This is a genomic window from Caballeronia sp. LZ062 (assembly GCF_031450785.1).
Classification (GTDB): Bacteria; Pseudomonadota; Gammaproteobacteria; order Burkholderiales; family Burkholderiaceae; genus Caballeronia.
This window is the reverse complement of record NZ_JARTWB010000002.1, coordinates 1,942,317-1,966,220: the sequence shown is the minus strand read 5'-3', so window position 1 is coordinate 1,966,220 and position 23,904 is coordinate 1,942,317. Positions and strand designations below refer to the sequence as shown.

General features: G+C 63.7%; 20 protein-coding genes. 7 read left to right on the top strand and 13 right to left on the bottom strand.

Annotated elements, in window-relative coordinates; all coding sequences use genetic code 11:
- The first annotated feature begins 209 nt into the window (after window positions 1-209).
- Entirely contained in the window at window positions 210-707 is a 498-nt protein-coding gene (locus P9239_RS15245; RefSeq protein WP_309752273.1) for a plasmid fertility inhibition factor family protein, read from the top strand.
- A 13-nt stretch (window positions 708-720) separates the two neighbouring features.
- Here P9239_RS15245 and P9239_RS15240 read toward each other — a convergent pair whose 3' ends face one another.
- Both P9239_RS15240 and P9239_RS15235 read right to left on the bottom strand, forming a co-directional pair.
- On the bottom strand, window positions 721-1,752 hold the full coding sequence (locus tag P9239_RS15240; protein ID WP_309752271.1) for a 2-hydroxyacid dehydrogenase: 1,032 nt from the start codon (window positions 1,750-1,752) through the stop codon (window positions 721-723).
- A 60-nt stretch (window positions 1,753-1,812) separates the two neighbouring features.
- Window positions 1,813-2,820 carry a LysR family transcriptional regulator gene (locus tag P9239_RS15235; protein ID WP_309756387.1) on the bottom strand — a complete coding sequence of 336 codons (1,008 nt, stop codon included), beginning with the start codon at window positions 2,818-2,820 and terminating at the stop codon, window positions 1,813-1,815.
- A 514-nt stretch (window positions 2,821-3,334) separates the two neighbouring features.
- On the opposite strand from P9239_RS15235, the gene aspT (P9239_RS15230) reads away from it, so the two are divergent.
- From aspT (P9239_RS15230) to P9239_RS15220, 3 genes are read left to right on the top strand one after another with little or no spacing between them, the layout of a single operon-like run.
- On the top strand, window positions 3,335-5,017 hold the full coding sequence (aspT, locus tag P9239_RS15230) for an aspartate-alanine antiporter (protein WP_309752269.1): 1,683 nt from the start codon (window positions 3,335-3,337) through the stop codon (window positions 5,015-5,017).
- 22 nt (window positions 5,018-5,039) lie between these two features.
- Entirely contained in the window at window positions 5,040-6,728 is a 1,689-nt protein-coding gene (gene aspT / locus P9239_RS15225; protein WP_309752268.1) for an aspartate-alanine antiporter, read from the top strand.
- Window positions 6,729-6,782: 54 nt separating this feature from the next.
- The gene (locus P9239_RS15220) at window positions 6,783-7,628 is read left to right on the top strand and encodes an aldo/keto reductase (protein WP_309752265.1); all 846 of its coding nucleotides are present in this window, start codon (window positions 6,783-6,785) and stop codon (window positions 7,626-7,628) included.
- Between the two features lie 231 nt (window positions 7,629-7,859).
- Here the strand turns inward: P9239_RS15220 and P9239_RS15215 are convergent, their stop codons facing one another.
- The 10 genes from P9239_RS15215 to P9239_RS15170 form a co-directional block, all read right to left on the bottom strand.
- Window positions 7,860-8,267, bottom strand: coding sequence for a Rap1a/Tai family immunity protein (locus tag P9239_RS15215; protein WP_309752263.1), 408 nt, complete (start codon window positions 8,265-8,267; stop codon window positions 7,860-7,862).
- Window positions 8,268-8,341: 74 nt separating this feature from the next.
- Window positions 8,342-10,423: an ABC transporter ATP-binding protein gene (locus P9239_RS15210; RefSeq protein WP_309752261.1), complete on the bottom strand. Its 2,082-nt coding sequence runs from the start codon at window positions 10,421-10,423 to the stop codon at window positions 8,342-8,344.
- On the bottom strand, window positions 10,420-11,271 hold the full coding sequence (locus P9239_RS15205; protein WP_309752258.1) for an ABC transporter permease: 852 nt from the start codon (window positions 11,269-11,271) through the stop codon (window positions 10,420-10,422). The genes P9239_RS15210 and P9239_RS15205 overlap by 4 nt, the downstream gene beginning before the upstream one ends.
- Complete coding sequence (locus P9239_RS15200) at window positions 11,268-12,287, bottom strand: ABC transporter permease (RefSeq protein WP_404980005.1); 1,020 nt, start codon at window positions 12,285-12,287, stop codon at window positions 11,268-11,270. The genes P9239_RS15205 and P9239_RS15200 overlap by 4 nt, the downstream gene beginning before the upstream one ends.
- Window positions 12,284-13,945 carry an ABC transporter substrate-binding protein gene (locus P9239_RS15195; protein ID WP_309752256.1) on the bottom strand — a complete coding sequence of 554 codons (1,662 nt, stop codon included), beginning with the start codon at window positions 13,943-13,945 and terminating at the stop codon, window positions 12,284-12,286. Before P9239_RS15195 ends, P9239_RS15200 begins: the two co-directional genes overlap by 4 nt.
- A 120-nt stretch (window positions 13,946-14,065) precedes the next feature.
- Complete coding sequence (locus tag P9239_RS15190) at window positions 14,066-14,545, bottom strand: cupin domain-containing protein (protein ID WP_206467685.1); 480 nt, start codon at window positions 14,543-14,545, stop codon at window positions 14,066-14,068.
- 101 nt (window positions 14,546-14,646) lie between these two features.
- Window positions 14,647-16,752: an elongation factor G gene (gene fusA, locus P9239_RS15185; RefSeq protein ID WP_309752253.1), complete on the bottom strand. Its 2,106-nt coding sequence runs from the start codon at window positions 16,750-16,752 to the stop codon at window positions 14,647-14,649.
- A gap of 261 nt (window positions 16,753-17,013) precedes the next feature.
- Entirely contained in the window at window positions 17,014-17,475 is a 462-nt protein-coding gene (locus P9239_RS15180; RefSeq protein ID WP_309754075.1) for a DUF192 domain-containing protein, read from the bottom strand.
- Window positions 17,476-17,797: 322 nt separating this feature from the next.
- Window positions 17,798-18,010 (bottom strand): hypothetical protein, encoded by a 213-nt coding sequence (locus tag P9239_RS15175; protein WP_175939635.1) that lies wholly within the window; start codon window positions 18,008-18,010, stop codon window positions 17,798-17,800.
- 349 nt (window positions 18,011-18,359) lie between these two features.
- Window positions 18,360-18,935 carry a pseudouridine synthase gene (locus P9239_RS15170; protein ID WP_309752250.1) on the bottom strand — a complete coding sequence of 192 codons (576 nt, stop codon included), beginning with the start codon at window positions 18,933-18,935 and terminating at the stop codon, window positions 18,360-18,362.
- A 243-nt stretch (window positions 18,936-19,178) separates the two neighbouring features.
- On the opposite strand from P9239_RS15170, the gene icd reads away from it, so the two are divergent.
- Window positions 19,179-20,435, top strand: coding sequence for an NADP-dependent isocitrate dehydrogenase (icd, locus tag P9239_RS15165; RefSeq protein ID WP_309752248.1), 1,257 nt, complete (start codon window positions 19,179-19,181; stop codon window positions 20,433-20,435).
- Window positions 20,436-20,547: 112 nt separating this feature from the next.
- Here the strand turns inward: icd and cspD are convergent, their stop codons facing one another.
- Entirely contained in the window at window positions 20,548-20,754 is a 207-nt protein-coding gene (gene cspD, locus P9239_RS15160) for a cold shock domain-containing protein CspD (protein WP_008351201.1), read from the bottom strand.
- Between the two features lie 518 nt (window positions 20,755-21,272).
- Between cspD and clpS the strand changes: the two genes are divergently transcribed.
- Entirely contained in the window at window positions 21,273-21,587 is a 315-nt protein-coding gene (gene clpS, locus P9239_RS15155) for an ATP-dependent Clp protease adapter ClpS (RefSeq protein WP_008351199.1), read from the top strand.
- Window positions 21,584-23,887 (top strand): ATP-dependent Clp protease ATP-binding subunit ClpA, encoded by a 2,304-nt coding sequence (gene clpA, locus P9239_RS15150; RefSeq protein WP_309752231.1) that lies wholly within the window; start codon window positions 21,584-21,586, stop codon window positions 23,885-23,887. The genes clpS and clpA overlap by 4 nt, the downstream gene beginning before the upstream one ends.
- Window positions 23,888-23,904 lie beyond the last annotated feature (17 nt).

Below are 23,904 nucleotides of genomic sequence, written 5' to 3'. Positions count from 1 at the left end.
TTGTCGAGTCGTGCTCCTGAAGTGTCTTGCAGGCAACAAAGCACGTGACATGCCCGTCACGGCGCTTTCACGAAGAGCGACTACGGTGTAAAAGGTTTGTTCAGCATCGTCATATTTTGTTTGAGACCGAGGAAGCCGGTCGAGCCTGACGCTCGTCGATCGCCTCGTCTCCCGCGATTTTTCGCTGGTGTTTTGGAATGAAGCCGAACATGGACACGATGGTTGCGTCGACTGCCGCGGAAGCGGTCTGGATCGTCAGGCTCACGAGCCACCCGCAATATGACTTCGTGCGCCTGAAGCGGGTCTTCTCCGAGCCGGGTTCGCGCCATCAGGTCGTACTGGTCGATGTGAAGCGGCTTTTGCAGTGCGCCGACCGCGACGACACGGACTATGTGCTCAAAGCGGTCGACGACTGGCACGCGGGCAAGGTGCGCGGCATCCGCGAATTCCTCGACCCCGACAATCCGCGCGTGCCCGAAATGCCGTACGTGACCATCAGCGTGCGCCGCGGGGAAGGCTTGCTCGGGCTGCTCGGCGTGCATCGGGAGGGCGTCGTGGCGTTTCGCAACGGACAGCATCGCGCGCGCTACATGGCGCACGCCGGCGCGCTCTGCATGCCGGTCGAAGTACACGAGCGCGAGGCCGATCTTTTGCGCGCCATGTGCGCGGCGCCGGGGGATCCGGTCGCGGAGTACGGCGAAGTCTGACCGTAGCGTTGCCTCACGCAGCCGGCGCGTCGACCACATTGCGCGGCGCGCCGTCTAGCCATGCTTTCACGTTGCCGAGCGTCGTCGTGGCGATTTCGACGAGCGCCTCGCGCGTGAAGAACGCCTGATGCGCCGTGATGATGACGTTCGGAAACGTGAGCAGCCGGGCGAGCACGTCGTCCTGCAGCAGGCGGTCCGAATGATCCTCGAAGAAGAGGCCGCCTTCTTCCTCGTACACGTCGAGCCCCAGATGGCCGAGCTGGCCGCTCTTGAGCGCGCCGACGAGCGCATTGCTTTCGACCAGTCCGCCGCGCCCCGTGTTGATGAGCATGGCGCCCGGCTTCATGCTGGCGAGCGCGCGTTCGTCGATCAGGTGATACGTGGACGGCAAAAGCGGGCAGTGCAGCGACACGATGTCCGAGTTCGCGAGCAGTTCGTCGAGTTCGACATAGCGCGCGCCGCGTTCCAGCAGGTCTTGCGCGGGCGGGCCGGGATCGTAGGCGAGAACCCGCATGCCGAAGCCCGCCATGATGTTGCCGAACACGCGCCCGATGATGCCCGTGCCGATCACGCCGACGGTCTTGCCGTGCAGGTCGAAGCCGAGCAGGCCGGTGAGCGAGAAGTCGCCTTCGCGCGTGCGGGCGACCGCGCGATGCAGCCGCCGGTTCAGCGTGAGGATCATGCCGGCCGCGTGTTCCGCGACCGCATGCGGCGAATACGCGGGCACGCGCGTCACCGTGATGCCGAGGCGCTTCGCCGCATTCAGATCGACGTGATTGAAACCCGCCGAGCGCAGCGCGAGAAGACGCGTGCCGCCCGCGTGCAGCTTCTCGAGCACGGCTTCGTCCACGCTGTCGTTCACGAACGGGCAAACGGCCGTGTAGCCTTGCGCGAGGATGGCCGTCTGGGCGTCGAGATGCGCTTCCTGAAAGTCCAGTTCGACGCCGAAGGCCTCGTTGGCCTGCCTGAAGGTGTCGGCGTCGTACTGACGGGCGCTGAAAAGAATGAGACGGGGCGGGTCTGAGCGGGAGTTTGTGTTTGCCATGTCGGGCCGGCAGCGTTCAGGTTGAGGGAACGCGCGCCGGCCCTAAGCCGGCGGTGCGCGTCAGTGCGTCGTGGGGCTTCCCGAGGTCACGCTAACGTTTGCGCCTGAGGTCTGAAAAGCCGCCGGCGTCTTGCGATAGATATCGTCGGGCTTGGTGTTCGCGGCGTTGACTTCCTTGGTCAGTCTCTCAAGTGCGTAGTCGATGAAAAAGCGCGTCTTCGCGGGCAGGTACTGCCGCCCCGGATAGACGATCGACAACTTCATTTCCGGGTCGTCGACCGAATAGTCGGGCAACAGGCGCACGAGCGTGCCGTCGTTGATGTCGTCGGCGACGATGCCTTCCGGAAGGATCGAGAAGCCCATGCTGCGCAGCGTCGCGAGACGGACCATGAGCGCGCTGTTGACGGAGTAGACCGCCGAAAGCGTCACCTGTTCCGACGACCCAAGGCGATGCCTGAAATGCCACGACGAACTGCGAATGTCGTTGGGCAGCGCGATCGACGGCATGCTCTGCAGGTCGGACGGCGCCGCAGGCATGCCGTGCTCGGCCAGGAACGCGGGCGTGGCGACCGGAATCAGCGCGCTCACGCCGATGGGCCGTTCGACAAGCGCCGTGCTCGACACCATGAACGCCGCGACGATACCGACGTCGTATCCGTCCTCGACAAGATCGACGTGACGTTCTGCGAGTGTGAGACGCACATTCACCTTCGGATAAAGCTGGCGGAAGCCGTCGATAAGCGGCGTCAAGGTGAGCAGCGAAAGCGCGCTCGATGCCACGACACGCAAAGTTCCGCTGGGTTCGCCTTCGGTATGCGTAACGGCCGATTCCAGATGATCCAGTTCTTCGAGTAATGCGCGGCACCCTTCGAGATAGCGTGTGCCGGCTTCGGTCAATGAAAGATTGCGAGTAGTGCGGTTAATGAGGCGTGTTCGAAGATGCGCTTCTAGCATCGCAATTGCGCGAGTAACGAGCGCATTCGAAACGTCGAGTTGCTGGGCGGCACGCCGAAAACTTTCGGTATCGGCGACCCGCACAAAAACGCGCATTGCATGAATCTGGTTCATCTGAATGCCCTCTCTCTGTTGTGCGACGGTGATGTGGGCTCACTTTTACCCCCGTGCGGCGGGCCCACTATTGAGGTGCCACAACTGCATAATATTGACAGAACGAAGAAACTGCAATATCAGAATAACCAATCGCTTTGCAAAAGGAAATAGTTTCCGAATGGTAGAAACTTGTTTTGCTTGGCGGGGATTTGGGGATTATTCCATCGGTTTGTTGTCCGTTTATGGCAAAAAAATCCCTGCCAAGAGTGGGTCGGTATGACAATACTTCGCTGATCTACCCGGGAAAACGCCTACAAATTTCTGCATTATATCGGGGCATTTAAATAATTGCGGGGGCCGACATTGCACTGTCTCACGGTAAATTTAAATTAATCGCGCGAAGGAGAAACAAAGATGTCGTTAATCGAGGCGTGATCCGAATCGGAGGGCCGCATTCACTGGCGAATATCGTCATTTCAATTTTTGTGCGGCCGCGCGCAATGTGCGAAAACCTGAAAGGATGAACCGAGTCATGATCTGGCATCTGCTCGCGACACAACCGGAGATTGCGCTTTTCAGCAGCCTCGCTATCGGCTTCTTTATCGGCTCGTTCAGGTTTGGTCCAATACAGCTTGGTGGCGTCTGCGGTACGCTGATCGTCGCGCTTATTCTTGGACAGAGCGGCGCGCGTATATCGCCGGATCTGAAAAACATTGCGTTCGCGTTATTCATTTTCGCGCTCGGTTTCACCGGCGGCCCGCAGTTTTTTGCAAACATCGGGCGCGGCTGGCGGTACGGTGCGCTCTCGTTTGTCGAGGTCATCGTGGTGGTCATGCTCGTGCTCGGCATCGCGGCGATGCTCAAGCTCGACGCGGGCACGGCGGCCGGACTGCTCGCGGGAGGCGCGACGGAATCCGCGGTGATCGGAACGGCGTCGGAGGCGGTCGCGCGGCTCGGACTGCCGGTGGCCGAGACCGCGCGTCTGCAGGCAAACATCGTCACGGCGTACAGCGTCAGTTATCTGTTCGGGCTCGTGACGATCGTGCTGTTCGCGAGCCAGTTCGCGCCGCTCATCTTGCGCGTGAATCTGCGCGACGAAGCCGAGCGCGTGTGGCGCAAGCTCGGCGGCGACGGCGCGCTCGCCGAAGGGCAGACGCCCGCCATCACGCCGCTCGCCGGCCGCGAACTGAAGGTGACGAGCGCCGCGGGTATCAGCATCGGGGAGCTGGAAAAGCGTTTCGGACACAACATCAGCGTGCAGCGCGTGATGCGCGACCGCTCCGTCATCAAGGGCCAGCCGTCGGTGATGCTGAAGGCGGGCGATCGAATCGTGATCGCGGGGCGGCGCGAGGCGCTGGTCGAAGCGATGCCGTGGATCGGCGAGGAAGTGTTCAACGGCAGCGGGGCCGATTACTTCGTCGAGAAGGTCGACGTGATGCTCACGAACCGCGCGCTGCACGGCCTCACGCTCGCGCAGGCGCGCGCCCGCGCGAATCCGGCCGACGGGCGCGGTGTGTTCGTCGCGGCGGTGACGCGCCTCGACAGCACGGTGCCCGCGCTGCCCGGCACGCAGGTGCAGCGCGGCGACGTGCTCACGCTCGTCGGCAGCAAGGAGGACGTGACGCGCGGCGCCGCGAAGCTCGGCTACATCATTCGCGCAACGCAAAAGACGGACTTCGTGTTTCTCGGGCTCGGCGTGCTGGTGGGCATGGGTATCGGGCGGCTGTCGGCGCATGTGGGCGGCATCGACCTTTCGCTCGGGACGGGCGGCGGCTGTCTGCTCGCGGGGCTGGTGTTCGGCTGGATTCGCTCGCGTTATCCCGTGATCGGCTCGCTGCCGTCGGCGGCGGCGCAAGTCTTGAAAGACTTCGGGCTCTGCACGTTCATCGCGGCAGTCGGCCTGTCGGCGGGCGCGGACGCGCTGCGGCTCATCCGCGAATTCGGCGTCGCGCTGCCGGCGGCGGGCATCGTCATCACGCTCGTGCCGGCGCTCGCCTCGCTCATCGTCGGGCGCACGTTGCTCAAGCTCGACGTGCCAATGCTGCTCGGCGCGATTGCCGGCCAGCAGTGCAGCACGCCCGCCATCAGCGCGCTCGTCGGCGTGACGGGCAACGCGACGCCCGTCATCGGCTACACCATCACTTACGCCATTTCCAACGTGCTGCTGCCGCTGCTCGGTCCGCTCGTCGTCGGACTGGTGAGCAAGCTCGGCTAGCGCGACGACCATCGGGGGTTCAATGGACTGGCTCCACGCGATTTTCGTGAAGTCGCCGGAAACGGCGCTGTTCCTGTCGCTTGCGGCGGGCTACCTGATCGGCCAGATCAATTTCGGCAAGTTCCAGCTGGGCGGCGTCGGCGGCTCGCTGATCGCCGCGGTCGTTGTGAGCCAGGTCGGCGTGCAGATCGACAACGGCGTGAAGTCCGTTATGTTCGCCGTGTTCATCTACGCGGTCGGCTACGACTCCGGGCCGCAGTTCTTCAACTCGCTGAACCGGCGAACGCTGCGCGAAATCGCGATGGCCGTTTTTCTGGCGATAACGGCGCTCGTCACCGTGATCGTCTGCGCGAAGCTATTCGGGCTGAACAAGGGGCTGGCGGCGGGACTGGCGGGCGGCGCGCTCACGCAGTCCGCGATCATCGGCACGGCGGGCGACGCCATCGCGCGGCTCGGCTTGCCCGCCGCCGAAACGAAGGCGCTGCAGGCGGACGTCGCGATCGCCTACGCCGTGACCTACGTATTCGGGTCGCTCGGCGCGCTCATCGTGTGCGTGAACCTTCTGCCGAAGTTCATGGGGCAGAGCCTGAAAGATGCGTCCATCGAGGCGGAGCAGGCGCTTGCGGGCGATGCCGGTCCCGCGCCGGGTCAGGTTTCCGCGTTGCCGCCGCTCGTCGGGCGCGCGTATCGCGTCACGGCGGCGGGCGCGGCGGGGCGCACGGTCGCGGAGATCGAGATGGCCGAGCAGGATCTGATCACCGTCGAGCGCGTGCGGCGCGCGGGACACGCGCCCGAGCCGCGCCCTGACGTGATGCTCGAAGCGGGCGATATCGCACTCGTCGTCGGGCGGCGCGAGGCGATGGTCGGCGCCGCATCGCAGTTCGGCGAGGAAGTCGCGGACAGCGACGGCGTGAGCATCGTGATGCAGAAGCGCCAGGGCGTGTTCGCGCGGCGCGGCATGAATCGCACGACGATCGCGGCGGTGCGCGCGACAGTCGACCGCGACATGCGCCACGGCGTCTATCTACAGGCGATCTCGCGCGCCGGCATGCCGCTCCCCGTGCTGCCCGAAACGCGGCTCGAACATGGCGACGTCCTCACGTTCTACGGCTCGCCGCAGGACACGAAGCGCGCCGTCGATGCAGCCGGATACGAGCTGCCCTACAGCAACAAGACCGATTTCATCTACATGGGCGTGGGCATCGTGATCGGGCTTCTGATGGGGCTCGTCGTGGTGCGCGTGGGCGGCATTCCCATCACGCTCGGGTCGGGCGGCGGCTGTCTGCTTGCTGGCCTCGTGTTCGGCTGGATGCGCGGCAAGCATCCGATGTACGGCGTGATGCCGCCCGCCGCGTCGCAATTGCTGAAAGACTTCGGACTCGCGGCATTCGTCGCGGTGGTCGGGCTGAACTCCGGCTTGCAGGCGGTCGTCACGGTGAAGCAGAGCGGCCTCACGCTTTTTCTGCTCGGCGTGTTCGTCACATTGTTTCCGCTGCTGCTGACGATGCTCTTCGGTCGCTACGTGCTGCGCTACGACAACGCGGCGGTGTTCGCGGGCGCGCTATCCGGCTCGCGCAGCGCGAATCCGGCGTTCGGCGGCGTGCTCGACAAAGCGGAAAGCCCCGTGCCGACCGCCGCGTTCGCCGTGACGTATGCGCTCGCGAACGTGCTGCTGACGCTGCTCGGGCCGCTCGTGGTCGGGCTAGTCTAGCGGCTCGGGCGTGCTCCTTGCGCCATCATCGGCGGGCGAACAAGGAGGCATTTCATGGCGAATACCGTACCCGTCGTCACGCTGCCGGACGGCGAAGTGATCCCGAAGCTCGGCCAGGGCACCTGGGCGATGGGCGAGCGCCCGAACGCGCGCAAGGCGGAAATCGCGGCGCTGCGCGAAGGCGTCGAGCTGGGGATGACGCTCATCGACACCGCCGAGATGTACGGCGACGGCGAAAGCGAAAAGCTCATTGCCGAGGCGTTGTCGGATGTGCGCGACGACGTGTTCATCGTGAGCAAGGTGTATCCGCACAACGGCAGCGAGCGCGGCGTGCAGGCGGCGTGCGAGCGAAGCCTGAAGCGTCTGAAAACCGATCGCATCGACTTGTACTTGCTGCACTGGCGCGGCGGCGAGGATTTGCAGGGCGTGGTCGCGGGCTTCGAGAAGCTCAGGCGCGACGGCAAGATTCGCCATTGGGGCGTGAGCAACTTCGACACCGACGACATGCAGGAGCTTTTCTCGCTCGATGGCGGCGATGCCTGCGCGACCGATCAGATTCTCTATAACGTCGCGCGGCGCGGTCCGGAGTTCGACTTGCTGCCGTGGCTGCGTGAGCGTCGGCTGCCGGCGATGGCCTACAGCCCGGTCGATCATGCGCGGCTGCCGCGCGGCGGCGTGCTCGCGAAGATCGCGGCGGCGCGGGGCGTGTCGGCGTTTCAGGTGGCGCTTGCGTGGGTGCTGCAACAGCCCGAGGTGTTCGCGATTCCGAAGGCCGCGGATGTCGGGCATGTGCGGGAGAATCGGGCGGCGGTGGAATTACGGTTGTCGGAGCAGGAGTTGGCGGAGATCGATCGGGAATTCGCGCCGCCGAGGGGGAAGAGGGGGTTGGAGATGCTTTGAGATGCTTTAGGCGGGCGATGGGGCGTTGCCACGAAGGCAATGGAGCAGAACGGGCGCGCCGCCACGACGAGTCATCGCCCGGTGGCAAGCGGCACGATGGCTGCATCCATTCCAACAGCAGCCGGCCGTCCGTCGTCCTGATTAATGTCTTGATGACTGGCTGCGATGAGCGCGACAAGCATCGTTTGATTGAGCGGACACTCCAACCATGTCCGCCTCACCCGCCCCCACTCAAGAACACGCATGATGCGCATGCACCGACCCCAGCACCGCGACTTCCGCCGGCGTGCGCCTGAGGTCCGCCTCGCTGACCTGCTTGGCGTCCGCAAGAAAATCATCGACGATGGACGACACCGTCGTATCCGTCAGGCACAGCGACACGCGCCGCGTCTCGTTCGCCGGCATGGAAGCACGTTGCGACAAGAACAGCACGCCGTACTGATACCCGCGCACGATGCCCCGCACCGCGCCGACGCATTGTCCTTGCGCGGCGTTGTCGCCTTTCTGGCCGCATTGCTGCGCGAGCGACCACGCGGAGAAGCTCGGATCGGACGCGCCGGGCGTCGGCGCGGACTGTGCGTGGGCCGCCGTGGCAACGCACAGCGCGAAGGAAGCGGCGAGCGAGAGAGCGCGTTTCATCGTGGGTATCCTCTTGTATGAACGTGAACCGTTGAGAGGCGAAGCAGCGCGTTTGGTTCCGGCCGCGGTTTGCGTCAGGTCACGTTTTCGCCCGCTTGCAGCGCCCGCAGTTCGTCCACGGGAATATGGCAATGGATGGCGTGACCGTTGCCCGCATCGCGGCAAGGCGGCGTTTCGCGCTCGCAAATCTCGCCGATCTTGCGCGGGCAGCGCGTGTGAAAAACGCACCCCGACGGCGGATTCGCGGCGCTAGGCAACTCGCCCGACAGGCGGATGCGCTTGCCCGCCGCGTGCGCTTCGTCGAGCGATGGCGCCGACGAAAGCAATGCTTCGGTGTACGGATGCTGCGGGCCGTCGAACACATCGGCGGCGCGGCCGATTTCCATGATGCGCCCGAGATACAGCACCGCGATGCGGTCCGACAGATAGCGCACGACATGCAGATCGTGCGAGATGAACACATAGCTCACGCGCCGCTCGCGCTGCAAATCCGCGAGCAGGTTGAGGATCGCGGCTTGCACGGAGACATCGAGCGCGGACGTGGGCTCATCGCAAACCACGACGCGCGGATCGCCCGCGAACGCGCGCGCAATCGCGACGCGTTGCTTGAGACCGCCCGACAACTGGCGTGTGCGCGAGCCGAGATAACGCTCTGGCAGGCGCACCGCCTCGGTCAGCGTGTGCAGGCGCCGCTCTTTCGCTTCGCCGTGCAGTGCGCCGAGCTTCGCGAGCGACCGCGCAATGAGCCTGCGCACGGAATGCGCGCGGTTCAGCGCGGAGTCGGGATTCTGAAACACGATCTGCAGCGACTTCACCTGCTCGCCGCTGCGCCGCGTGACGCGCTCGGCCAGGCGCTGGCCGTCGAGTTCCAGCGTCGCGCCTTCATCCGGCGAGACGAGACCGAGCAGCAGTTTTGCGAGCGTCGTCTTGCCGCTGCCGGATTCGCCGACGAGCCCGAGCGTTTCGCCCTGCGCGAGATCGAGCGAGACATCGTGGACGGCGCGCACGTCTTCATCGCCGACACGGAAAGTTTTCGACACATGACGGGCCGAGAGCGCGAGCGGCGCGTCGTCGCGCGGCGGCGCGGGCGGCGGCGTTGCATCGGTCGAGCGGGGCAACAGGTGCGCGCGCTCGTGGTAATGACAGCGCGCCATCTGATCGCCGTGACGCGCCGCCACGCGATACGGCGGCGGCGCTTCCTTCACGCAGCGTTCGTCGGCCATCTTGCAGCGCGGCGCGAAGATGCAGCCTTGCGCGACCGATCCCGGCAGCGGCAGCGAGCCGGGAATCGTGTCGAGCCGGCCGGTGTCCTTCGTGCGCGCGTTTGTCGGCAGGCAGCGCAGCAGGCCGACCGTGTACGGATGACGCGGTTTCGCGAAGACGTCGGCGGTTGCGCCTTCCTCCACCAGCCGGCCCGCGTACAGCACGCCGACGCGGTCGCACATGCGCCCGATCACCGCGAGGTTGTGGCTGATGAAGAGCACCGCCGTGCCGAGTTCCGCCCGCAACTGGGCGATCAGATCGAGCACTTCGGCTTCGACGGTGGCGTCGAGCCCGGTCGTCGGTTCGTCGAGAATCAGCAGTTCGGGATTGCACGCGAGCGCCATCGCGATCACGACGCGCTGCTGCATGCCGCCCGACAATTGATGCGGGTAACTCTCCATCACGCGCTCCGGCGACGCGATGCGCACGCGGCGCAGCATGTCGGCGGTGCGGGCGAGTGCGTCGTCGGCGGAGGCGCCCGCCGCTTCGAATGCTTCGGAGACCTGACGCGCAATGGACAGCGACGGATTGAGCGCGCGGCCCGGGTCCTGATAGACCATCGACACGGCGTTGGCCCGCAGCGCGCGAAGCGCTTCGGCGGGCAGCGTGGCGACGTCGTGTCCGCCGACCGTGATGCGGCCCGCCTTCACGCGGCCGTTGCGCGGCAGATAGCGCAGGATCGCAAGCGCGGCCGTCGATTTGCCGCAGCCGGATTCGCCGACGAGCCCGTACGCTTCGCCGCGCCGCACGCGCAGCGTCACATCCTGCAGGACATCGCGTTCGTGCCAGCGCGTGCGATACGAGACCGTCAGGCCGACGACCGTCAGCGCGTCCGTCTCGCTGCCCTTGGCCGCGCCGAACGCGGGGAAAGCCGATGGCGGCGGTCCGTTCATCGGTCGAGCACTCCTTGCACGGCATCCGCGACGAGATTCACCGCGACGACGAGCGATGCAATCGCCGCCGCGTCGAACACGACCGTCCACCACGCGCCGCCCGCCATCAGCGTGTAGCTTTCCGAGAGCGCGAGTCCCCAGTCGGCGGAAGGCGGCTGAATGCCGAAGCCGAGAAACGACAGCGTCGCGACCGCGAAGATCGCGTAGCCGAGGCGCACCGTCGCTTCGACGACGATAGGCGGCAGCACGTTCGGCAGAATTTCCGCGAACATGATGTAGAACGCGTTTTCGCCGCGCAGTTGCGCCGCGAGCACGTAGTCGAGATGCCGCTCGCCGAGCACGGCGGCGCGGACCGTGCGCGCGGTGATCGGCGCGAAGGTGAGGCCGATCACGAGGATCACCGTCGTGTTGCTCGCGCCCACGGCGGCGAGCGCGAGCAGCGCCACGATCACGAGCGGCAGCGCGAGCAGCGCGTCGATCGCGCGGCCGACCACGGCATCCACCCAGCCGCCGAAATAGCCGACCACGAGCCCGAGCGCCGTGCCCGCCGCCGTGCCGAGCAGCGTCGCCAATGGCGCAATCGTGAGAATGTCGCGTGAGCCGACGATCACGCGCGCGAACACGTCGCGGCCCAGCTGATCGGTGCCGAACCAGTGGTCGGCGGAAGGCGCGGCGAGCGAATTCAACGGATCGGACGCATACGGGTCTTGCGGCGTGAGCCAGTGCCCGAAGAGCGCGCACACGACCCAAAAGAGCAGAATCAACACGCCGACGTCGAACGTGGCCGAACGCGCGAGCGCGCCGAGGGCGTCGAACCGCTTCGGTTTGACGGCAGCCAGCGTGCTCATCGGCCGCCTCCGGTGCGAAGACGCGGATTGAGCACGACATAGAGCGCATCCGCGATCAGATTCGCCGCCGTGTAGATCACGCCGATGGTCAGCACGCCGGCTTCGAGCATCGGAAAGTCCTTGGCCTTCGCGGCGTTGTAGATGAGCGAGCCGATGCCCTGATAGTGAAACAGTGTCTCCACGACGACGAGCCCGCCGATCATGTAGCCGAGCTGCGTCGCGGCGACCGTGACCGTCGGCAGCAGCGCATTGCGCAGCACATGCCGCAGGATCACGACGCGGCGCGGCAAGCCTTTGAGAATCGCGGTGCGCGTGTAGTCGGCGTCGAGCGCCTCGACGGTGCCTGCGCGCGCCATCCGCGCGATATAGCCGAAGAACACGAAAACGAGCGGCAGCACCGGCAGAATCAGATGCTTCAACTGCACGAGCGCGCTCGCATTGGCGGGCGCGCTCGCCTCGATCGGCAGCCATTGCAGCCACACGCCGAAAATCAGAATCAGCACGATGGACGACACGAATTCCGGCACGACCGTCGCCGTAAGCCCGCCGATGCTGATGAACCGGTCGATCCAACGCCCCGCGTGCAGCGCCGCGTAGACGCCGCCCGCGATGCCGAGCGGCACCACGACCACGAACGCGAGCGCGCCGAGCTTCGCCGAATTCCACAGCGCGCCGCCGATGAACGGCGCGACCGGCGCGCGAAACGCGTACGACTCGCCCATGTCGCCGCGCAGGAAGTGCGTGATCCAGCCGGTGTATTGCGTGAGAAGCGGCCGGTCCACGCCCAGTTGATGATTGAGCGCCGCGACGGCGCGCGCATCGGCGAGCGGGCCGAGAATCGCGCGGCCCACGTCGCCGGGCAAGAGCTGTCCGCCCGCGAACACGATCATCGACAAGAGCCACAGCGTGACGAGCGCGAGCAGCACGCGCACGCCGACGAAGCGCAGCACGCGCCGCGCCTTCGCGGTGCCGTTGCGCTTGCCGCCGATGCCCGCCGGGGACGTGATCGTGCTCAAGCGGCCACCGTCGCGCGGTCGAACCACATTTGCGAGATCGCGTTGAAGCGCACGCCCGACACGTTCGCGCGCGTGACGATCAACTGGTCGTAGAAGTACGGAATGACGACTGGCGTTTCGTCGAGCAAGAGGCGCTGAATCTGGCCGGAGAGCTTCTTCTGCGAGGCCACGTCGAGCGCCGCGACGAACTGCGTGACGAGCTTGTCGTATTCCGCGTTCTTGAAGTGCGCCGCGTTCCACGTGCCGCTGCTCGTGAGCGGCGCGTTCAGGAACACGTTCGGCACGCCGCGATGTCCGTAATCCGTGATGCCGAGCGGCGAATCCAGCCAGTCCGATTTGCCGAACGTGCCCGAGCCGTAGTACAGGTCCTGGCTCTCCACCTTCAGCGCGATGCGGATGCCGATTGCCTTCGCCGCGTTCTGCACGACCACGGCGAGGTCGGGAATCTCCATGTACTTCTCGGTCGTGAGCGTCACGTCGAAGCCGTTGGCCACGCCCGCTTCGCTCATCAACTGCTTCGCCTTCGCGATGTCGAGATGCCGCTGCGGCACGGTGAGATCGCTCGACGGAAAGACCGGCGCGAACGGGCTGTCGTTGCCGACGACCGCGCGCCCGCGAAACAGCCCCTTCACGATGACTTCGCGATTGATCGCGAGCGCGAGCGCCTGACGCACGCGCTTGTCCTTGAACGCGCCCATGTCGCAGCGCATGTGAATCTGCCGATGCGAACTCGACTTCGCGCCGAGCACCTTGAACTGCGGGTTCGTCAGCATGGAGACGCCGCCTTGCACCGTGAAGTCGCCCATCACGTCGGCCTGACGGCCTTGCATCGCGAGGAGTTGCGCCTGCTGATCCGCGTAGAACGAGAACTGCACGCGGTCGGGCAGCGACTTGTCGCCCCAGTAGTCCGGATTGCGCACGAACGACGCGCCGACCTTGGGCGTGTACTTCTCCAGCTTCAGCGCGCCCGTGCCCATGAACGACTTCTCGTACGCACCGCTGAAGTTCGCGGGCAGAATCACCGCGTTGTAGTTGTCAGAGGAAACGTAATACGGGAAATTGCCGTTTGGCGCGTCGAGATGGAACTCGACGGTGTGGTCGTCAACAGCTTTCGCAGAATTTTTCGACAGCACGCCCTTCAGCACCGACAGCGCCGCTGATCCCGCGCCCGGATCGGCCAGGCGGTTGAAGGTCGCCGCGACGTCCTTCGCGGTCATCGGCTGGCCGTCGTGGAATTTGACGTTCGGACGCAGCTTGAAGGTCCAGACATCGCCCGTCGCGTTCGACGACCACGAGAGCGCAAGGGCAGGGCGCAGCGTGAGCGTTTCGCTGTCATCGTCGATCAGGAATTCGCCGGTCTGATTGATGAGGACGAGTCCGGCCGCATCGGTGACGGTCAGCGGATCGACCGCGCCCGCAGGCGTCATATGCGCGACGCGGATCGTGCCGCCGGGCTTGCCCGCGCCTTGTGCGCGCGCCGCCGGCATGCCGAGAAGCCCGCCCGCCGACAGCGCGAAGCCCAGCACGCTCGCGTGCCGCAGCAATTCGCGCCGCGTGAGGCGGCCGGCCATGAACTCGTCGATCGCGTGATTGCCCAGTTCGCCCGCGCTTTCGCGCGCGAGCTCGAGGTGATGCGCGTCCGTCGATGCTTGTCTCATCGGTGATCGTTTCCTGTGCGTGTTGTCGGGTTGTCGTTGTCTGTCGCTTCGCCGATGTGACGCGAAGTCAGCGCGTCTCGGCGTGGAAGCAAGGAATGCGCCGCTTGGTTGCGCGGCGCCTCAATGCTCGTGCGGATGCTTGTGAATGGGATCGACCCAAAAGACTTCTTCGGGCGTTTCGACCGCGTCGATATTCAGATTCACGACGACCGCTTCGTTGTCGCTGCGCACGAGCACGCATTCGAGCGGCTCATCCGTGCTCGCGTTGATTTCCTGATGCGGCACGTACGGCGGCACGAAGATGAAATCGCCGGGACCGGCCTCCGCCGTGAATTCGAGATGCTCGCCCCAGCGCATACGCGCCTGACCGCGCACGATGTAGATGACGCTTTCGAGCGCGCCGTGATGGTGCGCGCCGGTCTTGGCGTTCGGGTGAATCGTGACTGTTCCCGCCCAGATCTTTTGCGCGCCGACGCGCGCCGCGTCGATGGCGGCCGCGCGGTTCATGCCCGGCGTCTGCGGCGTGTTGGTGTCGAGCTGATCGCCCTTGATGACCTTGACGCCGTTTTCGCGCCAATCGATATGATGTGCGTCGCTCATGGTGCCTCTGGTCTACAGATAGAAAAAGTCCGTTGCCGCCGACACCGCGCGAGCAACGGACTTCCGATATTACACGGCGAAGCGCCTTCACCGGGCGGCGATCATTTTCCCTTCGAGTTGATGATCGCTTCCGACACGTTGTTCGGCGTCTCGGCGTAGTGCTTGAACTCCATCGTGTAGGTCGCGCGGCCTTGCGTCAGCGAGCGCAGCGACGTCGAGTAGCCGAACATCTCGGCAAGCGGCACCTCGGCGCGCACGATCTTGCCGCCGCCGCCCGCGATGTCCTCCATGCCCTGCACGATGCCGCGCCGGCTCGACAAGTCGCCCATCACGTTGCCCATGAACTCCTCGGGCGTTTCCACTTCGACGGCCATCGTCGGTTCGAGCAGCACGGGCTTTGCGCGGCGCATCGCTTCCTTGAAAGCCATCGAGCCGGCCATGCGGAACGCGTTTTCGTTCGAATCGACATCGTGATACGAGCCGAAGGTCAGCGTCACTTTCGTATCGACGACCGGATAGCCCGCCAGCACGCCCGACTTGAGCGACTCCTGAATGCCCTTGTCCACCGCCGGAATGTACTCGCGCGGAATCACCCCGCCCTTGATGGCGTCGACGAATTCGTAGCCCTTGCCCGGGTCCGGTTCCAGCGTGATGACGGCGTGCCCGTACTGGCCGCGCCCGCCCGACTGCTTGACGAATTTGCCCTCAACATCCGTCACCTTGTTGCGCACGGTCTCGCGATACGCCACCTGCGGCTTGCCGACCGTCGCTTCCACGCCGAACTCGCGCTTCATGCGGTCGACGAGAATTTCGAGGTGCAGTTCGCCCATGCCGGAGATGATCGTCTGGCCGGATTCTTCGTCGGTCGTGACGCGGAACGACGGGTCTTCCTGCGCAAGACGATTGAGCGCGATGCCCATCTTCTCCTGGTCGGCTTTCGTCTTCGGCTCGACGGCCTGCGAGATCACCGGCTCGGGGAAGATCATCCGTTCGAGGATGATGATGTTGCCCGGATCGCAGAGCGTGTCGCCGGTCGTCGCTTCCTTCAGGCCGACCGCCGCCGCGATGTCGCCCGCGCGCACTTCCTTGATTTCCTTGCGTTCATTCGCGTGCATCTGAAGGATGCGCCCGAGCCGCTCCTTCTTTTCCTTCACCGGGTTGTAGACGGTATCGCCGGAATTCACGACGCCCGAATACACGCGGAAGAAGATCAGCTGGCCGACGAACGGGTCCGTCATGATCTTGAACGCGAGCGCGGAGAACGGCTCGTCGTCGCTCGGATGGCGTTCGGCTTCCTCGTCGTCTTCAGTGTGGCCCAGAATCGCGGGGACATCCACCGGCGAGGGCAGATAGTCGATCACCGCGTCGAGCATCGCCTGCACGCCCTTGTTCTTGAACGCGCTGCCGCAGAGCATCGGCACGATTTCGTTCGCGATGGTGCGCTGTCTCAGCGCCGTCTTGATCTCTTCCTCGGTCAGGCTTTCGTGGTCTTCGAGATACTTTTCGAGCAGTTCTTCGCTCGACTCGGCCGCGGCCTCGACCATCTTCTCGCGCCACTCATTCGCGACATCCTTGAGATTGTCGGGAATCTCTTCGTAGGTGAACTTGATGCCCTGGCTTTCGTCGTCCCAGACGATGGCCTTCATCTTCACGAGATCGACCACGCCCTGAAAATGCTCTTCCGCGCCGATCGGAATCTGGATCGGCACCGCGACGCCTTTTAGACGCTCGCCGATTTGCCGCTGCACGCGGAAGAAATCCGCGCCGACGCGGTCCATCTTGTTGACGAACGCAATGCGCGGCACCTTGTACTTGTTCGCCTGACGCCACACGGTTTCGGACTGCGGCTGCACGCCGCCGACCGAGTCGTAGACCATGCACGCGCCGTCGAGCACGCGCATGGAACGCTCGACTTCGATGGTGAAATCGACGTGTCCCGGCGTATCGATGATGTTGATGCGATGCTCCGGATAATTTCCGGCCATGCCTTTCCAGAAGGCGGTCGTCGCGGCAGACGTGATCGTGATGCCGCGCTCCTGCTCCTGCTCCATCCAGTCCATCGTCGCCGCGCCGTCGTGAACCTCGCCGATCTTGTGCGTCACGCCGGTGTAGAAAAGGATGCGCTCGGTAGTGGTCGTTTTGCCGGCATCGATGTGGGCGCTAATACCGATGTTGCGATAGCGCTCGATGGGAGTCTTGCGGGGCACGTGAACCTCCTGTGAGAAATGTCGACCCGGGCCGGCGGCTTAACGCCGGACGCGGGTGCCATGCAAAGCAGCGCTTGAGCTGTTGCTTCGGCTTCATGCGATCTTTTTAGGATAGCGCGTAGACAAGCTCTTTGCAGGAATCTTGCCAGCCCGGTCGAACGTTGCGGCAAACGGTGTCCGCGACTCCGTCGCGGCTCGCGCGGGCGAAAAAAAACGGCGCGTCACGCGACACGCCGTTTGGCTCGTTTCCGACAACGCGCTTCACTGCGCGCCCGGCAACCCCTTGATTTTCATGCCCGGTTTGATGCCCTTGGCCGTGAACCAGCCCTTGCTCATTTCCAGCGCGTACACGCCGTTGTTGCGCGGGCAATGGTTATTCTCGGTTTCCGCTTGCATTTCATCGATGTCGGTGATCGTGCCGTCGGCGCGAATGAACGCGATCGACAGCGGGATCAACGTGTTCTTCATCCAGAAGCAATGCACGGCGTTCTCATTGAACACGAAGAGCATGCCTTCGTTCGGCGCGAGTTGGGTGCGATACATGAGACCTTGCTCGCGGTCTGCGTCGTTGGCGGCGACGGCGGCGTCGATCACGAACATGCCGGCGGTCAGCTTCGCGCGCGGAAAGTCCGACGGCTGCTTCGCGCCGGGCGGCATGGCCTGCGCCTGCGCCAGCGAAAGTGCGGCGAACGGCAACAGCACCGCGATAACGAGCGCGCGCAGACGACGAACGGCCCGCGCGAGCGAAATGATTTCAGTAAAGGGGAATGGCACGCGCAACGCGCGCAGGGAAAGCAACAGCGAATTCACACGATGCTCCTTGAAAATCGATCGTCCGCGTTGGAAAGAAAGAGCCGCCCCGCGCATGTTACTTGAAGCGCGGCGCGAATGCGAAAGGCGTCGCGGCGGCGCGCGAAATCAAACGCGGGAAAGGTGAACTGCAAAACAAAAGGGCAGATTGCCATTCGGCGATCTGCCCTTTAACGCCGTTAAGACGGCGGTAATGCTCGTTTTTAGCTTCGCTATACCGCGTCTTACAACGAACTTACTGAGCTGCGGAAGCAGCTTCCGGTGCCGAAGCAGCAGCCTTGTGCGACTTCTTATGCGACTTCTTGTGCGAGTGCTTCTTGGCAGCCTTGTGAGCCGGTGCCGAAGCAGCCGACGCAGCAGCCGGAGCAGCCGCTTCCGGAGCCGAAGCTTGTGCGAATGCAGCCGTTGCGAACAGGCCAGCGACGAGAGCAGCGATCAGTTTGTTCATTTGTGAATCCTCAGCTTGAGTTAATTAACCAAACGACCCGGTCAATGAGTCATGTCGGTAAACGAGCCATCCACCTTTCGGTTGACAGTCGTATCGGCAAAAAAACTCGATACGGCTGTGAACGTTTGTTCCTTTCAAAATGCCTGGAGCACACAGGTTAATCGAAAGGCCGAGTCGTTCATGCCGGATAGCTTTGTGCGGCATCTGTGGCCCTTAACGCCTCGTCTAAAGAGTCGGTTGACGCGATTTCGCGCCGTTTCACGCGGCAGATGAAAAAAATCTTGTCGAGTGCGGTGCGCGGCAATTCGGCGCGTTTGGTGAAACGGCCATGCGGGACAGTGAATGCGATTTAATGCTCGCCTTGCCACGGCGAACGCGCCGGCACGTCGACGCTTTCACCGGGCGCGAGGCCGAGCGAGAACACATCGAGCGCGCCGATCGCCACGCGCACCAGCCGCAGCGTGGGAAAACCGACCGCCGCCGTCATGCGCCGGACCTGCCGGTTCTTGCCTTCGGTGATCGCAAGCTCGATCCATCTCGTCGGAATCGCGGCGCGATAGCGGATCGGCGGATTACGCGGCCACAGTCTTTCGACGTCCTGTTCCGCGACGAAGGCCGTGCGGCACGGGCGCGTCACGTAGTCGCCGAGATCGACGCCTTTCGCCAGCCGCGCGAGCGTATCGTCGCCGGGCGCGCCTTCGACTTGCGCCCAATATCGCTTGACGAGCTTGTGGCGCGGCTCGGCGATGCGCGCCTGCAGCGCGCCGTCGTCGGTGAGAAGCAGCAGGCCTTCGCTGTCCGCGTCGAGCCGGCCGGCCGGATAAACGCCCGGCACCTTCACGAAATCACCGAGCGACGCACGCGTTTCGTGTGCGGAGAACTGGCAGATGGTGCCGAAGGGTTTGTTGAGAGCGACGAGCGGCATCGGCAGCGGGCGGGACGAAAGATCAGGGAAAGCAAGGAAAGCATGTGAAGGCACGCGCGGGCAGGGCGCCGGGGCGTGAATGCGGCATCTTAATGCATAATGGTTTGCGATCCGTTTCTCCCATTGCCACGCCTCGCGAGGGGGTTGCTGCCCGCGCGCCGTGCATAGAATGAAAGCAATGGCGCGGCAGCAGCGAGCGCCCGCGCCAACCTATTTCAAGTCCGGCCTTCTTTGGAGTCGACCATGTCGTATCAGCACATCCAGGTCCCGGCGGGCGGTGAGAAAATCACCGTCAACGCGGATTTCTCGCTCAACGTTCCGGATCAGCCGATCATCCCGTACATCGAGGGCGACGGCACGGGCGTCGACATCACGCCGGTCATGCTCAAGGTGGTCGATGCGGCGGTCGAGAAGGCCTACGGCGGGAAGCGCAAGATTCACTGGATGGAAATCTTCGCGGGCGAAAAGGCCACGCGCGTGTACGGCCCGGACGTCTGGCTGCCCGACGAAACGCTGGATGTCGTCAAGGATTACGTCGTGTCGATCAAGGGACCGCTCACGACGCCCGTCGGCGGAGGCATCCGGTCGCTGAATGTTGCGCTTCGGCAGCAGCTCGATCTCTATGTGTGTCTTCGTCCGGTGCGGTACTTCAAGGGCGTGCCGTCGCCGCTGCGCGAGCCGGACAAGGTCGATATGGTGATTTTCCGCGAGAATTCGGAAGACATCTATGCGGGCATCGAATGGCCGGCCGAATCGGCCGAAGCGAAGAAGGTGATCGCGTTTCTGCGCGACGAGATGGGCGTGAAAAAGATTCGCTTCCCGGAGTCTTCGGGGCTCGGCATCAAGCCGGTGTCGCGCGAGGGCACGGAACGGCTCGTGCGCAAGGCCATTCAATACGCGATCGACAATAATCGGCGCTCGGTCACGCTCGTGCACAAGGGCAACATCATGAAGTTCACCGAAGGCGCGTTCCGCGACTACGGCTATGCGCTTGCGCAAAAGGAATTCGACGCCGAACTGATCGACGGCGGCCCGTGGATGAAGGTCAAGAACCCGAAGACGGGCGCGGATGTTGTCGTGAAAGACGTGATCGCCGATGCATTCCTTCAACAGATCCTGCTGCGTCCGGCGGAATACGACGTCATCGCCACGTTGAATCTGAACGGCGACTACATCTCGGATGCGCTTGCCGCGCAGGTCGGCGGCATCGGCATTGCGCCGGGCGCGAACATGTCGGACTCCGTTGCAATGTTCGAGGCCACGCACGGCACCGCGCCCAAGTACGCCGGTAAGGATTACGTGAATCCGGGCTCGGAAATTTTGTCCGCCGAAATGATGCTGCGTCATCTCGGATGGACCGAGGCGGCGGATCGCATCATCGAGTCGATGGAGCAGTCGATTCTGTCGAAGCGCGTCACGTATGACTTCGCGCGGCTGATGGAAGGCGCGACGCAGGTCTCGTGCTCGGGATTCGGCGACGTGATGATCGAAAACATGTGATCGGCGCGTGCCGGCTATCGGTCGAGAGCCGGCACGCGGATCCGTCGCGCGAGCAAGCATAAAAAAACCCGGCGCTAGGCCGGGTTTCATGGCGGTCAATGCACCCGAACGGTCAGGCTGCGTCCTGGATGTTCGATGCCTGTTTGCCTTTCGGTCCCTGGACGATCTCGAAAGAAACCTTTTGGCCTTCCTTGAGCGTCTTGAAACCATTCATCTGAATCGCCGAGAAATGTGCGAACAGATCCTCGCCGCCTTCGTCGGGCGTGATGAATCCGTAGCCTTTCGCGTCATTGAACCACTTGACCGTACCAGTAGACATTCGTACTTCCCCTCTAACTCTCGTCGCAACCAGAGCACGCTCGAAAAGCTCGACGGCCCACCCCACAGCGAACCGCCCCCTCCTCACAAGCTCCCCTCGGCCTTTTTTGCCCGATGTCCCCGGAAAAAAGTGCCAGTTTGATTGTTAAAGCTCTTAAATCAGGTGTCAAGGAATTTTTGGGATGGCCGATAAGCTCGTTGCATAGGCTGCATTCGTAGGGTAATTCCTGCTTTCCCGTGTGCGCCGCCGTCCAAGCAAGGCATCTTGAAAAGTCGCATAATCGTCTCACTTGTGTGATACGCCCGGCAGCCCGCCAACGTCCGTGCAGTTTGTTTTTTTTGAAGCTGTGCGATACTGGATTCGACGAGGTTCAAGCGGGCCCGCGCCGAAGGTTGGGCGCCGGCAGGATTCGATGGACGGTCGTGGCGCACTGCGCGTTTTCCAGCCATACCATAGGGCCGTGCGGCCAGTGCTGGAGCGGCAATTGCGAAGGCGTCCGTGTTGTTTAGAATGGGTGTATGGCGATAAATCCCAACAAGCAGGATGGCACGGTACTCGAGCGGCAGGAGCAGAAGCTCAAGAAGCCGGCGATGTACAAGGTGGTGCTGCTGAATGACGACTTCACGCCGATGGAATTCGTCGTGATGATCGTGCAGGAATACTTTAATAAAGATCGTGAGACTGCGACGCAGATCATGCTGAAGGTTCATCGCGAGGGCAGGGGAGTTTGTGGGGTCTATACGCGGGATATTGCGTCGACCAAAGTTGAGCAAGTCGTTAGCCATGCACGGCAAGCGGGGCACCCGCTGCAGTGCGTGATGGAGGAAGCATGATTGCCCAGGAACTGGAAGTCAGTCTGCACATGGCGTTTATGGAAGCACGTCAGGCGCGGCACGAGTTCATTACGGTCGAGCATCTTTTACTGGCCTTGTTGGACAATCCGACCGCGGCTGAAGTGCTGCGCGCCTGCGCAGCAAATATCGAGGATTTGCGTCAGAACCTGCGCAATTTCATTCATGACAACACGCCGACCGTGCCCGGCACGGACGACGTCGATACCCAGCCGACGCTTGGTTTCCAGCGCGTGATTCAGCGCGCGATCATGCATGTGCAATCGACTTCGAACGGCAAGAAGGAAGTGACGGGCGCGAACGTGCTCGTCGCGATCTTCGGCGAGAAGGACTCGCACGCGGTGTACTACCTGCAGCAGCAGGGCGTGACGCGTCTCGATGTCGTGAATTTCATTTCGCACGGCATCGCGAAGACGAACAGCGGCGACGCCGCGAAGGCGAACAGCGAAGCGAATCCGGAATCGGAAGACGCCGCCGCTCAGAAGGAAACGCCGCTCGCGCAGTTCACGCAGAACCTGAACCAGCAGGCGAAGGACGGCAAGATCGATCCTTTGATCGGCCGCGAGCTGGAAGTCGAGCGCGTCGTGCAGGTGCTCTGCCGCCGCCGCAAGAACAATCCGCTGCTCGTGGGCGAAGCGGGCGTCGGCAAGACGGCCATCGCCGAAGGTCTCGCCTGGCGCATCACGCGCGGCGAAGTGCCGGACATCCTCGCGGATGCGCAGGTCTACTCGCTCGACATGGGCGCGTTGCTCGCGGGTACCAAGTATCGCGGCGATTTCGAGCAGCGTCTCAAGACGGTGCTGAAGGAACTGAAGGAGCGTCCGCACGCCATTCTGTTCATCGACGAAATTCACACGCTGATCGGCGCGGGCGCGGCATCGGGCGGCACGCTCGACGCATCGAACCTGCTGAAGCCGGCATTGTCGTCGGGGCAGTTGAAGTGCATCGGCGCGACGACGTTCACGGAATATCGCGGCATCTTCGAGAAGGACGCGGCGCTTTCGCGGCGCTTCCAGAAGGTGGATGTCACCGAACCTTCCGTCGAGCAGACGGTTGCCATCCTGCGCGGTCTCAAATCGCGCTTCGAAGAGCACCACGGCGTGAAGTATTCGTCGGGTGCGCTGTCGGCGGCGGCTGAACTGTCGGCGCGCTTCATCACGGACCGTCATCTGCCGGATAAGGCCATCGACGTGATCGACGAAGCGGGCGCGGCGCAGCGCATTCTGCCGAAGTCGAAGCAGAAGAAGACCATCGGCAAGAGCGAGATCGAAGAGATCATCTCGAAGATCGCGCGCGTGCCGGCGCAAAGCGTGTCGCAGGACGATCGCAGCAAGCTGCAGACGCTCGACCGCGACCTGAAGGCCGTCGTGTTCGGTCAGGACCCCGCCATCGACGCGCTGTCGGCGTCGATCAAGATGGCGCGCGCGGGTCTCGGCAAGACGGACAAGCCGATCGGCGCGTTCCTCTTCTCCGGCCCCACGGGCGTCGGCAAGACGGAAGTGGCGAAGCAGCTTGCGTTCACGCTCGGCATCGAACTGCTGCGCTTCGACATGTCGGAATACATGGAGCGCCATGCAGTGAGCCGGCTGATCGGCGCGCCGCCGGGCTACGTCGGTTTCGACCAGGGCGGTCTGCTGACCGAGGCCGTCACGAAGAAGCCGCATTGCGTGCTGCTTCTGGACGAAATCGAGAAGGCGCACCCGGATATCTACAACGTGCTCTTGCAGGTGATGGATCACGGCACGCTGACGGATAACAACGGGCGCAAGGCGGATTTCCGCAACGTCATCATCATCATGACGACGAACGCGGGCGCCGAGGCGATGGGCAAGGCAGTGATCGGCTTCACGTCGCGCCGCGAGTCGGGCGACGAAATGGCCGACATCAAGCGGATGTTCACGCCGGAGTTCCGCAACCGTCTGGACTCGATCATCAGCTTCCGCTCGCTGGACGAGGAAATCATCCTGCGCGTGGTCGACAAGTTCCTCATGCAGCTGGAAGATCAGCTGCACGAGAAGAAGGTCGATGCGGTGTTCACGGACGCGCTGCGCAAGCACCTCGCGAAGCACGGTTTCGATCCGCTGATGGGCGCGCGTCCGATGCAGCGTCTGATTCAGGACACGATTCGCCGCGCACTCGCCGACGAGTTGCTTTTCGGCAAGCTGCTCAACGGTGGCCGCGTGACCGTGGACGTGGACGCGGAAGACCAGGTGCAGCTGACGTTCGACGAGAACTCGGCGCCGCCGCGTAATCCGAATCCGGAAGCGATCGAAGTGGACTGATCGTCGGTTAGCCTCAA